The 14,229-nt window shown below is 43.0% G+C and carries 17 protein-coding genes and 1 pseudogene; 10 read left to right on the forward strand and 8 right to left on the reverse strand.

The features are described 5' to 3' along the window. Nucleotides 1–297 (forward strand): annotated as a pseudogene (locus tag H6G79_RS35040) (hypothetical protein); the annotation flags it as partial. Here the strand turns inward: H6G79_RS35040 and H6G79_RS35045 are convergent. After that, nucleotides 252–581 carry a transposase family protein gene (locus H6G79_RS35045; RefSeq protein WP_190594789.1) on the reverse strand — a complete coding sequence of 110 codons (330 nt, stop codon included), beginning with the start codon at nt 579–581 and terminating at the stop codon, nt 252–254. The pseudogene H6G79_RS35040 and the gene H6G79_RS35045 sit on opposite strands and share 46 nt — an antisense overlap. A gap of 360 nt (nt 582–941) precedes the next feature. Here H6G79_RS35045 and H6G79_RS35050 point away from each other — a divergent pair, with 360 nt between their 5' ends. Together H6G79_RS35050 and H6G79_RS35055 are read left to right on the forward strand one after the other, a co-directional pair. After that, entirely contained in the window at nt 942–1,649 is a 708-nt protein-coding gene (locus H6G79_RS35050; RefSeq protein WP_206758811.1) for a hypothetical protein, read from the forward strand. Between the two features lie 25 nt (nt 1,650–1,674). Next, the gene (locus H6G79_RS35055; RefSeq protein WP_190594776.1) at nt 1,675–1,872 is read left to right on the forward strand and encodes a hypothetical protein; all 198 of its coding nucleotides are present in this window, start codon (nt 1,675–1,677) and stop codon (nt 1,870–1,872) included. On the opposite strand, the gene H6G79_RS37585 is transcribed toward H6G79_RS35055, so the two are convergent. The 6 genes from H6G79_RS37585 to H6G79_RS35080 form a co-directional block, all read right to left on the reverse strand. Then, nucleotides 1,850–1,975 (reverse strand): hypothetical protein, encoded by a 126-nt coding sequence (locus H6G79_RS37585; RefSeq protein ID WP_277877408.1) that lies wholly within the window; start codon nt 1,973–1,975, stop codon nt 1,850–1,852. The genes H6G79_RS35055 and H6G79_RS37585 overlap by 23 nt on opposite strands. A 353-nt stretch (nt 1,976–2,328) precedes the next feature. Then, complete coding sequence (locus H6G79_RS35060) at nt 2,329–5,874, reverse strand: PriCT-2 domain-containing protein (protein ID WP_190594778.1); 3,546 nt, start codon at nt 5,872–5,874, stop codon at nt 2,329–2,331. 277 nt (nt 5,875–6,151) lie between these two features. Then, nucleotides 6,152–6,877, reverse strand: coding sequence for a hypothetical protein (locus tag H6G79_RS35065; RefSeq protein WP_190594779.1), 726 nt, complete (start codon nt 6,875–6,877; stop codon nt 6,152–6,154). An 86-nt stretch (nt 6,878–6,963) separates the two neighbouring features. After that, on the reverse strand, nt 6,964–7,206 hold the full coding sequence (locus H6G79_RS35070) for a hypothetical protein (RefSeq protein WP_190594780.1): 243 nt from the start codon (nt 7,204–7,206) through the stop codon (nt 6,964–6,966). Further along, nucleotides 7,199–7,405, reverse strand: coding sequence for a hypothetical protein (locus tag H6G79_RS35075; protein WP_190594781.1), 207 nt, complete (start codon nt 7,403–7,405; stop codon nt 7,199–7,201). The genes H6G79_RS35070 and H6G79_RS35075 overlap by 8 nt, the downstream gene beginning before the upstream one ends. Beyond that, on the reverse strand, nt 7,402–7,635 hold the full coding sequence (locus H6G79_RS35080; protein ID WP_190594782.1) for a hypothetical protein: 234 nt from the start codon (nt 7,633–7,635) through the stop codon (nt 7,402–7,404). Before H6G79_RS35080 ends, H6G79_RS35075 begins: the two co-directional genes overlap by 4 nt. Nucleotides 7,636–7,857: 222 nt before the next feature. On the opposite strand from H6G79_RS35080, the gene H6G79_RS35085 reads away from it, so the two are divergent. From H6G79_RS35085 to H6G79_RS35115, 7 genes are all read left to right on the forward strand, one after another. Then, nucleotides 7,858–8,973: a ParM/StbA family protein gene (locus H6G79_RS35085; RefSeq protein WP_190594783.1), complete on the forward strand. Its 1,116-nt coding sequence runs from the start codon at nt 7,858–7,860 to the stop codon at nt 8,971–8,973. Between the two features lie 4 nt (nt 8,974–8,977). Further along, a complete protein-coding gene (locus H6G79_RS35090) occupies nt 8,978–9,235 on the forward strand; it encodes a hypothetical protein (RefSeq protein WP_313934723.1) in 258 nt (85 codons plus the stop codon). A 271-nt stretch (nt 9,236–9,506) separates the two neighbouring features. Next, nucleotides 9,507–9,704, forward strand: coding sequence for a hypothetical protein (locus tag H6G79_RS35095; RefSeq protein ID WP_190594784.1), 198 nt, complete (start codon nt 9,507–9,509; stop codon nt 9,702–9,704). Between the two features lie 84 nt (nt 9,705–9,788). Then, complete coding sequence (locus H6G79_RS35100) at nt 9,789–10,091, forward strand: hypothetical protein (protein ID WP_190594785.1); 303 nt, start codon at nt 9,789–9,791, stop codon at nt 10,089–10,091. Continuing rightward, the gene (locus H6G79_RS35105) at nt 10,088–10,498 is read left to right on the forward strand and encodes a hypothetical protein (RefSeq protein ID WP_190594786.1); all 411 of its coding nucleotides are present in this window, start codon (nt 10,088–10,090) and stop codon (nt 10,496–10,498) included. The genes H6G79_RS35100 and H6G79_RS35105 overlap by 4 nt, the downstream gene beginning before the upstream one ends. Then, nucleotides 10,495–11,211: a hypothetical protein gene (locus H6G79_RS35110; RefSeq protein WP_190594787.1), complete on the forward strand. Its 717-nt coding sequence runs from the start codon at nt 10,495–10,497 to the stop codon at nt 11,209–11,211. Before H6G79_RS35105 ends, H6G79_RS35110 begins: the two co-directional genes overlap by 4 nt. 92 nt (nt 11,212–11,303) lie before the next feature. Continuing rightward, entirely contained in the window at nt 11,304–13,364 is a 2,061-nt protein-coding gene (locus H6G79_RS35115) for a hypothetical protein (protein ID WP_190594788.1), read from the forward strand. Between the two features lie 763 nt (nt 13,365–14,127). Here the strand turns inward: H6G79_RS35115 and H6G79_RS35120 are convergent. Then, nucleotides 14,128–14,229, reverse strand: a 102-nt coding sequence (locus tag H6G79_RS35120; protein WP_191049417.1) for a DUF4351 domain-containing protein, incomplete at its 5' end; no start/stop codon positions are given.

Raw genomic sequence — 14,229 nt, forward strand, 5'->3', positions numbered from 1 at the left:
TCTGACAAGTACGGCTACACTTACGATGAAGTTTCAGAGATGCTGAAGGGGTTAGGGATTAATTTAACTGGCAGCAGAATCAAATATTTAGTAGGCAAGTTGAAGAAAAGCAGCCGCCGCCGTCACAAGGCAGAGCCAAGCAGCGACAGTAGTACGTCAGAGAATCAGGCTACTGAAAATCAGTCAGCAGTTGTTGACAGCCGCTTCGCTGAAGAATCAACAGTAAAGAGTACGAAAGGCAAGAGAAAAAATCAACAGCCAGCAGTGCAGGAACCAAAAGAGAAATCAGAATTTTGAGCAGCAGCAACCCAGAAAACAACAGCACCGAGGTTTTTATGAGGAGTAGTGATATTTTCGCCTCCTTGGAAACCTTTATCACCTGAAAAGGGTTGAGATTTATCAAATTTATTTTGAGATTGACGAAACAATTTTATATCTGCTGTTGGCCCAGGAACGCCTACTTCTACTTCAACAATATCCTTACCTTCTGGTATACCAATCATTAAACTTTTCAATGTATGTTGTCTCTTCTTGCCAGAAAAATATTTTTGTTGTTCTTTTTGCTCAGAATTCTTATATATTGGCTGTTACAGGCTATCGACCAACAGCCTAAAATTAGTTAACACTTCTTGAACAAATAGTAAATCGCTCTCATTATTTGAGACTTATTCTAATAAACTGGAGGGTAAGATAAAAGACTGAGAAATTTAGAAGTAATTGGGAGCAAAACGTCAGGGGTTATTCCGACTTTATACACAAATTAACAAGAAAGATCAAACCAACAAACGAGTTCGGAGAATCTTGTGCAAATCATAGAATCCTTATTTATTTTTCAAAAAATAATTTACAAAATTTGATTTAAGATTCCCTCAGTCAATGCCATTAACCTTAAGCAAACCGTCTATAGTTAAAACTGTAGCGATAAAGGTAGAAAGTTTTGTATGCGTATCCTTTCTGAACTTCAGACAAGAAAGATTGGATTGTTTGAATTAATAAGAATGAGTTTCAAGTTATATTTCGAGTATTTCGGAATTTTTTTTAGCTTTTTCTGCGTGACATTATTGCCTTTTTTAATTATTTTCCAATTTTTTAGTTTTGATTCCAATCCTATTTTAGGGATTCTATTTATTATATTTTATGTGATTATTGTATTTCCAGTTTATGTTAATGGATTAACTATTCTTACAGAAGGCTACGTATTAGGGGAGAATCCCCAAATTGATGTTGCTATCAAACGTATTTTATCTCGAATTATACCCTTGACTGGGTTAAGTATAAGATTTGGTATTATTTGTTTCTTGCTGTCTTTATTACTCATTATTCCAGGTATTATTTATGCTGTAAATAACAGTTACTATGGACAAGCTTTTATACTTCGAGGTCAAACAGGTAAAGCAGCATTTGAATACAGTCGCTCCTTAGTCAAAGGTAACTGGTGGAAAGTATTTTTGTTATCCATTATATCTTCTATAATCATTTCACAGTATGAAAAATGGATAGCGAAAATTCTAAATAGGGTTCTTATAGACTTTCCAGCATTAGTTGCTATTATTGGCGACATAATATCAATAAACTTAGTTGCAGCTGTAACTATAATTAGTGGGGTTTTGCTCTTTCTCAACTTAGAGTTTCAAAAACAACTAAGATAAGAAAAAATCTTTCTAATATGCGCGTATGATTGTTGGCTTAGAAGGTTTGATGGTGGCATTTCGCACAGCAGCTAATACAGGTTGTACTGCCGATAATACAGAAAGTCTGAGAAATACATCACGAAAGTCACTGGCTGGCAGTTGGGTACTGGTGAACGTCCGAAGTTTTTCCCGCCGCCGTCAAATGAACTTGGGCAGGGTTAAATTTTGGTTGATTGAGTGACGCACATTACGCCATCTTTGGCGGTAAGTTTTTTTGTCGCCGGGAATGCTTGAAAAATCGTCACTTTGACGGTGAATACTGCTGCTGCACATTGCTTGTGCATGAGAGTGCAGTAATTGTTATGCACTTTTAATGTGGAACACGGCATAAGCAATGTGCTAATGCCGTATTTAGCAGTATTTTTTATGCACTTATAAAGTGAAGTACATTATTAGCACGTTGTTTTATGATGCAAAACACATTATTTGTAATGTGCTAACAAGGTGTTTCACTGTAAAAGCACCTTGTTTTTACGGTAGAAAGCAGTAATCTTAATGTACTCATGCTGTAAAGAGCGTCAGTGCGTCGTTTCAAGGCATAGTGAACGGGACGCTCACTCAATGATTAAGTAGACAATCATGAAGGGGAGCATCTTTTATTACTGATAGGTCAGTAGAAATTAAAAACCGATAAATTTTAGAGCGTCGCTATCGGGTTACAGTTTGTTTGCATCGGGGCAAAGTCTGAGTAAACCTCGGCAGGTAAGCAACGCAGGATAATCATCAGCAAGCCAGCCCTAACAGCCGGGGTGCAACTGTGCAGAATCCGCCGCATTGCAGTATTAGTAACCCTTGTGGCAACTTCAGCTATATACTTCAGGGCATCATCGGGCGATGATTCCGATTCTGTAATTAGCATCGGGAAGTATTCACGGGTGAACCACATTTCCTCATCGCTGAGGTCTGTCAAATTTTTATTACTATCGCTATAAAGACTATCTAATAGCAGTAGTAATATTTTTTTGAACTTGCGCCACCCCCCCCAACGCTCGGTAAATCGACTAACCCAACTTTGGGAGATGTCCAAAATCTTGGCGATCGCATTTTGGCCAATTTTCTGGTGTGATTGCCAAAGCTGGGTGAAAGTGTTGACAATGGCGTGTCCGGTCTGCTGGTCGCGGCTACCAGCTTCAACGCAGAAGTCACAGGCATCAACAACCTCTAATTTCACTCCTGGCAGTTCCGCAAGGAGGAAACTGAGGTCATAGTCAGCACAGAAGTAGAAAGTTAGCTTTTCTCCTGGGCGACGGTGGGCGCGTAATCGGCCAATCTCTTGAATAATTTCCGCCCTGACCAACTGGATAAGATACTCTTGAAAAGTGCTGTTCTTGTCTTCAAGGTTGACCTTAAAACCAGTCATCACCTGAAAATGTGCTGCTAACGTGCCGATATTCTGGTAGGGGATGCCAAAGCTGGCGATTGCATCGGCATCACTAAAGCGGTTAACCCCACGACCATCGACAAAGTGACCGTATTCAATGCGGTCTTCTGCCTCTTGTGCAACTTGTTTCCACTCGATAATGCCCAAACGCTTGTGGAGTTTGAGAAAGGTGTCCTTGAGGGCATTAACACGGGCAGTTAAGGAACGGGAGCGATTTTTAGACAGTTTACCTAGTCCAGCCACATTAACCACCCTTAAATTGCTGTAATCGGGGCGTGACTGCTCGATGATCAGCAGGGGTTCATGGTAGTTGAGTTTGACTTTCAACTGCTCTGGGGGGGTAGTAGCATCGAGGTAAATATTAAATTGGGCAGAGTTGGCCAAGTCTCGATACTTGGAGTTAGGGCGGGAAATAGTAATTTCACCCCATTTACAAGCCAAGTAACCTTCACCCTTCCAAGCTTCCAGGAAATCAGGCAACCAGTACAACGGTAATCCTAGAAAATCCTTACCGGCTTGTTTTGCGCTTTCCTTAACTAGCTTCTTGGCAGCAAAACGGGCGGCGGCACTTTTTTTAAGTTGTTGATCCGTTTGGATATCGAGAGAATCTAAATCAGCGAGAAATTCTAAATTAGGCTCTACTATCTGCCGAATCCCTTCAACATCTAAATCTTGGGGAAACTCCGGTAACACTGCCCTTAATGCCGCATCATCAAAACCATAGCGAGAATCAGGCTTAATATCTTGGGCAAGAAGCTTACGCAAAACCTGTAAAACAGGCTGGAGTTTTGACAATTCAGAAGGGGGTAAGCCAGTTGCCAGTTGTCCCACAGTAGTATCAAAATCTTTTAACTTGACTTGAATTTCTCGCACAGGTTGAATGAGTGTACCCGCTTCTTCCCAAATCCGCCCAAGGGTGAAAGGTTGACCTGCTGCGTTAGTTAAAGTTACTGGGGTAGAGTCGGGATGCGCTCGAATTTGAGAGAAATTTTGAATCACAGTGCGCTTAAGATAGCGGAAGCCGAAACCATTACCTGTAGCAAAACGGCACTGGTTTTGGAGGGGACAACCGTTACAGATGGGGCTAACAGAGCTTTCTTCAAAATCTAGACTGTTAAAATTCTTATCACGAAATCCTTCAAATAAATAACTTCTGTGACAATTGCCGATGGTATCGGGAGTTTCACCCAGTTTTGGGCGCAATTGAAAGCTTTCGCCCATTGGGGTTGTGCGGGTAGGGTCGATTTTTAAGCCATTGTGTCGTACTGGGAGGTCAACAAAATTAGCCTCAATGGGCAGTGTTGAGGGGTTGCGGTGGTTGGCATCCTGGTAGATTAGTTTTTCAATCCCAAAAAGGGCGGCGGTGAGTTGACCAGCGTTGTGCGACTTGCCTAAACCGGGGTGAGAATTATCTAAAATTTGAGTCCAGCCTTTAGAGATGGCTTCGACCCAGGCGGCAATATGCTCATCTGGGGAACAAGTAATAGAAATATCACCCGTAACGGAGCTTCTGTGTGGGATATTGCCACGCTTGTAGACAATTACCTGCCGGGGAGGGGGGGTAATTTCGGGTTCTGGCTTTGGTGCTGGTGGTGCTGAAAATCCTTTGGCTGCTGCTGTAACAAATGGGGCGATCGCCTGCTTTAATAAATCTTTGAAACTGGTCAAATCTTCTCGGACTTGTCCTAGTTCCCACTGTTCGCGGCTAATCAGCCCTTGGTCACGTTGATATGGTTCGTACTGCCGTTGCGGGAAGCGAAAGCCGTACTGTTTGGCAATGTGAAACAGTGTTCCAATCGAGATTCCCCCGCGTCGGAAACTGCGAATCTTGGCGCGAATGTTCCAGGTTGTACCAGGGATGGAAGGCGACCACTTCTCGGCAATAATTTCGGCTTCAGATGCCCCATAGTGATTGACCAAAGCCATCAGCACTTGGCGGCATTCATCGTAATTGCCACTGCCAGGGCTACGGGGTGGGATAAATGATAGTGCTTGTTGGATCAGCTGTTCAATGTCCCAGCCTTCAACGTCGGAGATTTCACGAAACTGCTGACGGCGTGACTCAATTTCAGTAATACGTTGCTGGTATTCTTCCCTCTCTTTCTGGGCGATCGCAATTGCCTCAGTCACCCATTCGGTTGGTAAGGTGACTTCTGGGTTGACTATGAGAAATTCTGCTTCTGTGTTGCCATAAAATACCCTGCTGGCATCTTTACAGGCTGGGTCATGCGGTAGCTGCTGCATTAGAAACCGTGTACAAGCTTCTACAGTATCAGCACCTTCAACATATTGGGGCAGAGGGAAAATTAACCGAAATTTATGCCAGTCGGGTTTATGACTGGCAGTGGTGTACATTAAAGCGCAGTGCTTTTGAATGAAAGGATGGGCTAGGGCTTCTTCAATGGTTAGTTGGTGCTTGTAAACCTTGATAGAATTGCCGAAATCGTCTTTAATTGGCTTGCCCTCTGCATCACGGGCAATAGAGGAATTATCGATGTCGAGTAGTAGCCAATGAGAACCGATAACGTTGGCCTTACTCCGCCATTTACCACTCAATAAGCCAGCACAGATAGCGTGACCTGCTTTAATGTGCTGTTGCACATCTTCTAAAGTGCCTTCACAGTCGCGGAAGTTGGCAGCAAGTTTTTTAAAGTCCCAGTCTTTATTTCGTCCTGTGGAATTAAATGCAAACTTGATTTTATTACTAAAAACAAGCTCTTGTTCTGCCTCTAATGCTTCAACAGGTTTAGTAGTTAATTGTTGATGCTGAAGCGAGTTATTAAATTGTTGTAATGGTGACATTGAGCAATTCCTCCTTGATGTGTGGTGGAGGAATTGGAGCTATCCTGTCGCAGTAATCTTCTAATACAAACTTTCAGAAATATAAGCACAAAATTACATTAAATTCCTGAATTCCTATTGATTGCTGGGTGGGCAGTGTTACAATGGCTTAACACTCCAATCATGTAAGATAAGATTACTATTAGGGATATTAATCCGGGCTTGTGAAAACCAGATACCCCAATTCCATTGGAAAACCCTGCTGTCTCATCGAGACGTGGGGTTTTCTGCCTTTAGCCTATTCGTACTTGGCTAACCAAGCCTTGATAAACTCGGTTGTTTCCTCCTGCTGAATTACAAATGCAGTTCCTTTTCTCCTGAGAGCTAGAAGTCTCATACTTCCAACTTCAGAATAAAGATGTGAATTGTGATCTTCTGCCGCCTTGGTAGGAGGCCATAAGACCAAAACTTTTACTGTCGGTGTTTTCGTCACCTCTTTCGAGGACATTCCGAAATTGGCTCTATTTTTAGTCAGCCATCTTTCGTAATCTGATAGCTCAACAAGTGGACAGGGTTTCCAGGTAGTTAGACCACTCTTATTTTTCTTTTTCACCTGGAGAATTTCTCTGGTTTCGTTGTAAACAACCTCACTATCTCCCCGTGAACGAACAGAGATAAATAGGTGTGCTTTTCGCGGAAACCTAATAAACAAATCGATAGGATGATTATCTTCTACCTTAAGTACAGGGAAGACTTGTACATTTTGGCTTTTAAACTCATCCAAAAGTAAGGCTGTTAATTTTTCCAGCCGCGCAATTTTTTCAACTCGTACCAATGGCTTGTAAGCCAATCCAAAAAGTAACCACCCTAACGGATGAACTATGCCACCTGTAGCCAGCGCAGCACTACTAGCCGCTAGTGCAACAGTGGATTCATAGTCTTTTGCCTCCCTAAGCATCTCCAACGCCGCTTCATTGTGCGGCGGGAGTTGAAAATCCGTAGGTGGGTCTTTCACGGTAGTCATTGGCGACATTAAAAATTAATCATGTGAAATTAACGTTAACTGTTGCTTATAGGATTTTGGTTTTTTGGGGCATCTTATGGCGATCGCTACGCCACGTTTTTGATTGAGATAATACCTTGACTGCACTTTTGAACCAATAGCCATCTGTTTGATTCTTTATCTAGTGCTGGCAGTAGGCGAAAGTTGAAAACATCCTCCCAAACCTCCACACCGTACTCTTGAGCAAAATTAATTTCTAGAGTTTTGAACTGTTCCCAGGAGCGATCGCCGATTGCCGTCAGCATAGGGATGATGGCAGTGATTGGTATTTGGGTCGCTGTTTCACTCATCTGGGTAATCCTCAAAAATACAAATTATTGGTAACGGTTCGTCTTCCGTGTCGATGATTTCGACTAATCGTTTTCCTTTAGCTTTTGCAAGTTTTCTGCAACGTTCCTCAGATGCGGCGGCTGACCAGTCCCTAGTCTCTGTTATTGGGTCGAATTTGCCCTTAGAGCGTTTTATGTCTGGTTGCCTTTCGTTCGTCATGTTGTATCCTTACCTTTTTCTCTCTTGGGTGTGGAGGAAGGTTGCTCATGATTTTCTAGCCAAAGGCTAATTGCTTCATCTAGTGCATCGCTTTGGGTTATTTGCAAGGCAGTGCAAGCGATTTTAAAGTTTAAAGCTTTCTCCTTTGGTATGTATCCGCTAACTTGACTGAAATTTGGGTCGTCTCGTCTTGTTGCCACATCACTGTTTTCTAGTTGTTCTGAAAACATTTTGACATTACCTCAAGAAAATTAGTTAAACATTACTTCATTACTTCATGAAGTAATGCTATCATAACACTAGCAAGTCAAAAAACGACGCAGAACAGAGGTGACAGAAGCCGGAAAGCGAAGTGATGACAAGCCAAAAACTGGATGCGTGAGTTTAAGGCACTTCTGCCGCTAAATTCTCCAAAGCCAGATAATTAAAGACTTTTACCAACCATCAGAACCATGACAACCACATACACCAATGCCAAAAATTGGCTAGTTCAAGCAGACCAGCTTGCCAATTCTGGGCTAACTGCCCTAATTGCAGGTAAAGACCCCGGTGCTGGGTATGGCAAGGCAATTTACGGTGATTTTTCTGTCACGATGCCATCTGCATACTCATTTGTTCGCAACCGCAACATTCGCCACCACGAAACTATTTCTAAAGATGGTGCATGGGTGCGTTACGTCGAAGGGAAGCGTTTGGACTTAAAAGACACGCAATTCTTTTGGGGAACTGCGGCGATCGCCCAAAGTGACCACATCCTACTGCATGACGACAAAGCCAAAAAAGCAGAACTGGCATTAGAAAGCATCCTTGCAGACTTGGCAGTTCTGAACATCCCTGATGGGATGAAATTAGAAATTAGTTTGAGCAACCATAACCCAGAACGCTGGGGAGAAGAAATTAAACGCCGAGTTCAAGGTGTCCACACCTTCCAGCATCAACACCCCGTTAATCGTGAAATAGTCACCAAGACAGTATCCATCGTAGTCACAGGCATTTATCCAGAGGGTTATGGCAGCATTGCTCATTGTTTATTTGGTGAATCAACCCTAGCCCTTGACCCATCAGAAATTGCTATCGCCCTTGATATCGGTTCATCCACTTGGCTAGGCACAGTTTTCAACGGTAATGGCGCAGTTATAAACCAACATTTGATTGAGGGTGGATGTGGACAACTGCACTCAATGATTGCAGAAGCACTAGATAAAAGAAACGACCCAATGAGCTTAATTTCTAAGGAAGTAAAACATTCAGCAAGTTTAGTTAACCGAGGAATTTTAGAAGGGACTTTTACTTATGGAGGTAATCACCTTACGGGCAAGAATTTCGAGATTGAATATGCCCAATGTCTAGATGAATGGTGGTCTAATCGCATTGAAAAATTCGCTAACTTTGTTACGAGTGGCAATTATTTAGATCGGGCAAAATACCTTGTTGCTTGGGGTGGTGGCGTTTCCCTGCCAGTAGTGGATCAAAATCTGGCTGACTTGGGATTCGTGGTTTTAGAAAATCCCCAATTCATCAATGCTTTTGGCTTAAAGCTACTAACAGAAATATCCACAGGAGTATAAACAAGTGTCAGATATAAAGTCCTACGAATCTCGGCGTATAAGCATCTCGTACTTAGCAGTTTATGAACTATGTCAGATGTTCAATATTCCTCAAGATGCACCAACCCAAGCCCTGAGTGCAGCAGTAGAGAAGTTGATATTTCAAGGTGGTATCGGTGTGCAGACATCTGCAAAAACTCAAATGCCGAATACTACACCAATTCAACCGAATAAGGCAGGACTAGCAAACATGGCCAGCCAGTTTAAGGGAGTAGCTTCATGAACAACTTAAATCTAGTCTATGACTCAAGCCTACTAACCAGTTCAAAGGTTTACCAAATAGATAGAAGCCTCTATCAGTACCTCTATAAAACAGGGACAATCCAGCATCCAAAATATCACTTTCGACCTCTAGCCGGACAGCGAAAAAAGGCTGATTTATTGCTCAATCACAAGACTTTGACTACACGCTGTTATGAAGTTTCAGGTATGAGAACGAATGCTTCGATTATTAGCCAGGAATCACTGCAATTATCAATTTTCTGAGGTGAATTATGAACAATCAACCGCTACCAGAATTGATTGCACAAGCCCAACAATTAGTAACCCAAATTCGGCAGCATCCACAGTATCAAGGCTTACGTTTTGATTGCGATGTAACCATTGGTGATGTCACTCAGTTTTTCAATACTCTGCAATGGGAGGCTTGCGCTTCTACTGTGGATGTTTCTAGGGAAGGATTTTTTCAGTGATAAGGAGAGCGGTCGCTTGACTGGACACCGAGCGACCACTCCGAATGGCATCTACGCATCATAGACACAAAAGGATTGTAAATCATGACGAAACCATTAGGTTATTACTGCGCTCTAACACCTGGAGATGGCAGTTATTTAGATTGGCTTCAAGATACTTATGGTTCCTGTCTTGAAGGGATTAATCGCATCGAAAAACTGCATTTTTTGAAAGCGATAACTGACAACTTAATTGCTGCTGAAATCGCTACACAAGGACAATATTTACTAGAAGAATCAGCCCAAACAATTCAAAAGCTTCAAGAGGATTTGTACCAGTACACACCAATAGGCGACCACTTGGGACTAGCAGAAGCAATCATCAATCAATTGAAACATCAGAAATGAAGTACCAAAAACAAGCCATGCTGGGGCTAGTGGGTTTGGGTTTGATAGCTTCACCTCTGTTCATCAAATTGCCGCAGCAGTTCTACACTTTTTCGGCTGTATCGAACTTAGAAGCACAAGAATCTCTTGAACGTTCACGCATCCAACAACGTAAATTAACCAGCGACAAACTGAATGAAACTGGCATATTACCGACCAGTCTAAAACTCAGAATCAGAGGCTATTTAGACAACCCCAAACGCAACCCCAGACCGGATACCAGCTATTACCAAGAAGATGAACAAGTTTATGTTTATGATTCATCTGGTCGTTGCATAGGACAAATATCAGAACGCCGTTGGCTTTGGAAGCATCACTACAGAAATGTCTGCAATTTATCCCCACAAATGGAGCAGAGTAAATCATGAAAAGTGCAGAGTATAAGCCGCCAAACGATTCACACTCAACAGCAGCAACTTCCCCAAAAACTAGCAACAAAGGAGTCAATAATTATGTTGAAATCCTAGCGCAATGGATTGTTGATATCATTGCCCTGCCCGTGACCTTCACTACTCATATCGTCGCCCAGTTCGTCACGCCAGGGTCATCCGGCACAAAGATACTCGGTGCAATGGGTTTCTTTCTTGGCACACTCCTGAGTTCTGATGGAATTTGGCAAACACTGTTTCAAGGCATTCCGATGTTTAGCTGGTTTGAAAAAACCTGGATTGGTTGGTTTGGATGGTTATCACTCCCGTTTAATTTGTTTTTCTGGCTATCCCTTGCCATATCTGCCCTAGTTCAAGTAATGGAAGCCCGGAGCTTACGCGGTAAACGCCCAGACCAAGCCAGAAGCGAGTTTGAGGAATCCAAACAGTACACCCTAAGCAGTAAGCCAACTGCAAACATTGACCTGACTACCGCACTTTGGCGTGATTATAAAGTGGCAGGGATGAAAGAACGCCATGCTGGAGGGGCAATTGCACTGTTTTTTTGGATATTCGACTTAACCACAACCTTTGTAGGTCGCAATCCCTTCGCCTACACAGACCCTGGCCAAATTTTGGGGTGTTTAGTTTACAACTTCACCACCATGATGGCAGGGGAGATAGGCTACACAATCTGGCGATTGACTAAGTAAGCAGGGGAGCAGGGAAGCAAGGGAGCAGGGGGGAATTGAAGGTACTCTCTCCCCTGCACCTCTGCCCCTCTGCTTTTATTTGAGGAGAAACTATGGAATTTTCACCCGACATTCACCCATCCGTTCCGCAACTTGCCACCAAAGAAACTGCTCCATTACGGGCTGACTACCCTTGCATCGAACACCTGGAAGCAGGTAACATCGCCCCTTGGCTAGTAGAACGAGTTGACCAATTGTTAGTTCGTGCCAAAACTGAAAGGGCAGGAATGAACCTAGCCAAATGCGTCACTTTAGCAACGGCATCAATCGGGGCTGTTTGTTATGCTACCTCCCCACTCGCCCCCATCGGTGCGTTAGTTGCTGGGTTGGGCTACGCTTGGTCAGTGGTGCAAGATATGACTGATTCTCACCAGTTTGCGCCTATTCCGTTTGTACGGGGTAACTTTTTGGAGTTTCTCTCAGCAATGGGTGACAGTGAAGCGCGAGAGGAATGGTTTTCTAACCGCAATGAAATTGTGGATTTAATGAACCACCTTACACCCCTAGAGCGTAGTGAATTTGTGATGTTGCGGCAGTACACCAACACCCTCACCGATTTTTTAACGGGCGTAGAAGCTGGTAAGCGGTTCTATGCTTACAGGTGGCTGCTGGACAACTTCACTACATACAGAGGCGCATTTCCTACTGTTGAGCAGTTGGGTAAACATCTGGCTCAGGTATCGCCCGACCCCAGAATTGATCATGCACAGGTCACTTTAATTCAGCAGCAATCCCAAATAACAGCCCAACTGCCACAACCAAAGCTACCTTCACCCAAGTTCGTTGAACTGCCACACGTAAACTTTGTACCGTTGCCCAGTCCCCCAACCATTGAACCTGCTGCACATACACCAGCAATAAACATTCAATCATTGTTGGCACTGCCATTATCCCACCGAGCGATCGCAATTATTGACGCATTAACCAACAGTGGTTTTGATATTGCCAAGTGCATTCGTGACCAAATCACCGTGATTGCTGGTAATCAGCGAGGTGGTAAGGGTACTCTCATGGCAATTCTAGCCATCCTCAGTAAAGCACTTGAGCCAAATACCAAGATTCACTATTTCACCGCCGGCTCGGACATCTACCCGTTCGCCTGCCATCGCCTAGTGTGCAGACTTAGCTATCCCCACTTGGAGGGTGCAAAAGCTGATGCTCTTGTTGCAGGCGATTTGTACCAATACCTGAGAGAAATGGACAATGCCAACCAGAATAGTTACACAGATATTATTTTGGTGATTGATGAAGCGGTCGCCTTGTCTGACTATCTCAGCGATGAACAGAAGCAATGGATTATTCGTTTTTTGTTCACTCGTGCCAGCAAGAAGGGCGCACAAATTTTCGTGGTGTTGCATGGTAAGAATCTGACATCTTGGGTGGGGACGAAAAACACCGCAGGTTTTGGCGATACTTTCAAAAATGGGGCTACTTTTATTGGCTGTGAGGCCACTAGTAAAAAGCTGTCTCCACTCAAATCAATTTCGCTGGCAACAGGGCGTTATTTCCTGGCTGACCCTGACAGTTTTGATAAGGCGATCGCACAGGGCGAAATTGGTATTATTCCAGACTGGCTAAAAACTGAGGTTAATCCCCATTCTGGGCAACCAGATCCGGCACGGACACTGCTTAAATATTTCCCAGAGTTGAGAAGTGATTCCCCGGCTGTTACTGATGGAGAATCACCATTATCTGACCCACCGGATGAGTTTTTAAATCAGGCCAGAGCATGGATAAATGACAATTGGGTGATACCAGATGCACCACCGCCCACTAGCCCCCCAAATCCAAGCGATACCGACCGATACCAACCGACTGATAAGGCTTCTGAGGTTTTGGAATCATCACTTATCGATACTGGAAACGATACCGGAATCAGTGATACCACCCCAGAAACGGGCGATTTTAATAGTCTTGCTGATGATACTGGAATCGATACCGACCGTCGCTATACTCCAGCTTTCCTGACGAGTGAGCAATTGGTTGGCATCGTCAAGCAGATGGTTGATAAGAAGATGTCGCAGACTCAGATTATTCAATCCCTGTGGGGAGTGGAGAAAAACGGTAAGGGCTGGAAGCAGGCTTACAACGAGTATAAGGAACTGTTTCCATGAGCAAAATCAACAGTTTATGACTGATATAACTTGCCCTCAGTTTTTGGCTGAGGGCAAAATTTGTTTATGGGGCGGATATGCTGAATTTCTACAGATATCCCTCAAGTGAAGGCGGAACTACTTAAGACTTCTACCTTAGTCGATTTGGCGAAGGGATGTGAAATCCTATATAAGTTCCTACAACAATCTTAGTCAAATCAGCAAAGGTAGAGCGAGTTGAAGGATCAATGATTGCAAGGATTAATGAACCAGCGACTAGAAGGAAAACTAGCACTGCAAGAGCATGGTCTTTGGAAAAAGATTTTGGTAGCATGAACTCACGTTAAATAAATTATCAGCCAAGGCAGACAAGCCTTGGTTTTTTTATTTACGCATCAATTTTTTTATGAGGCATGTATCTTTAGTAATAGACAGAGGCACACATCATTCTTAGTCTCAGTCTAAGGCTAGATAAGTAAGTAGAAAATTTATTCCTAAAGTATTATTTTTTCTATACCTTTAGAAATAAAAAAATTAAGACCAATACAAAGATTTTCAAAAAGTAATAACATCCATCCAAAGACATATATTGTAAATATTTAACAACTAATAGATAGTTACGGGTTTTGCAGCTATGCCGGAAAAATTTCACTTATAGGCATCCAAACAAGATGCACAGAGGGGCGAACAGATGGATAATGGTTGTTGGTATTGGAAACAGCCTTTTTGTATACCACAATAGCGGTGATTGTTACCGTTTAGGGATTGAGTTAGGTCAAAAATCTTAATTATTTTCTTGCTGTTCTAGTAAATTTACCAAATCAGATATAGTAGAAAAATCCACAAATTCCTCACCTAATACTTCCAATTGTTCAGTAGATAATAC

The sequence above is a fragment of the Anabaena sp. FACHB-83 genome (assembly GCF_014697485.1).
In the GTDB taxonomy this organism is placed as follows: domain Bacteria; phylum Cyanobacteriota; class Cyanobacteriia; order Cyanobacteriales; family Nostocaceae; genus Nostoc_B.

Coding starts and splice junctions, on each gene's coding strand:
- H6G79_RS35050 (WP_206758811.1), top strand. CDS start 942: ATGCGTATCCTTTCTGAACTTCAGACAAGAAAGATTGGATTGTTTGAA.
- H6G79_RS35055 (WP_190594776.1), top strand. CDS start 1,675: ATGATTGTTGGCTTAGAAGGTTTGATGGTGGCATTTCGCACAGCAGCT.
- H6G79_RS37585 (WP_277877408.1), bottom strand. CDS start 1,975: ATGCACAAGCAATGTGCAGCAGCAGTATTCACCGTCAAAGTGACGATT.
- H6G79_RS35060 (WP_190594778.1), bottom strand. CDS start 5,874: ATGTCACCATTACAACAATTTAATAACTCGCTTCAGCATCAACAATTA.
- H6G79_RS35065 (WP_190594779.1), bottom strand. CDS start 6,877: ATGACTACCGTGAAAGACCCACCTACGGATTTTCAACTCCCGCCGCAC.
- H6G79_RS35070 (WP_190594780.1), bottom strand. CDS start 7,206: ATGAGTGAAACAGCGACCCAAATACCAATCACTGCCATCATCCCTATG.
- H6G79_RS35075 (WP_190594781.1), bottom strand. CDS start 7,405: ATGACGAACGAAAGGCAACCAGACATAAAACGCTCTAAGGGCAAATTC.
- H6G79_RS35080 (WP_190594782.1), bottom strand. CDS start 7,635: ATGTTTTCAGAACAACTAGAAAACAGTGATGTGGCAACAAGACGAGAC.
- H6G79_RS35085 (WP_190594783.1), top strand. CDS start 7,858: ATGACAACCACATACACCAATGCCAAAAATTGGCTAGTTCAAGCAGAC.
- H6G79_RS35095 (WP_190594784.1), top strand. CDS start 9,507: ATGAACAATCAACCGCTACCAGAATTGATTGCACAAGCCCAACAATTA.
- H6G79_RS35100 (WP_190594785.1), top strand. CDS start 9,789: ATGACGAAACCATTAGGTTATTACTGCGCTCTAACACCTGGAGATGGC.
- H6G79_RS35105 (WP_190594786.1), top strand. CDS start 10,088: ATGAAGTACCAAAAACAAGCCATGCTGGGGCTAGTGGGTTTGGGTTTG.
- H6G79_RS35110 (WP_190594787.1), top strand. CDS start 10,495: ATGAAAAGTGCAGAGTATAAGCCGCCAAACGATTCACACTCAACAGCA.
- H6G79_RS35115 (WP_190594788.1), top strand. CDS start 11,304: ATGGAATTTTCACCCGACATTCACCCATCCGTTCCGCAACTTGCCACC.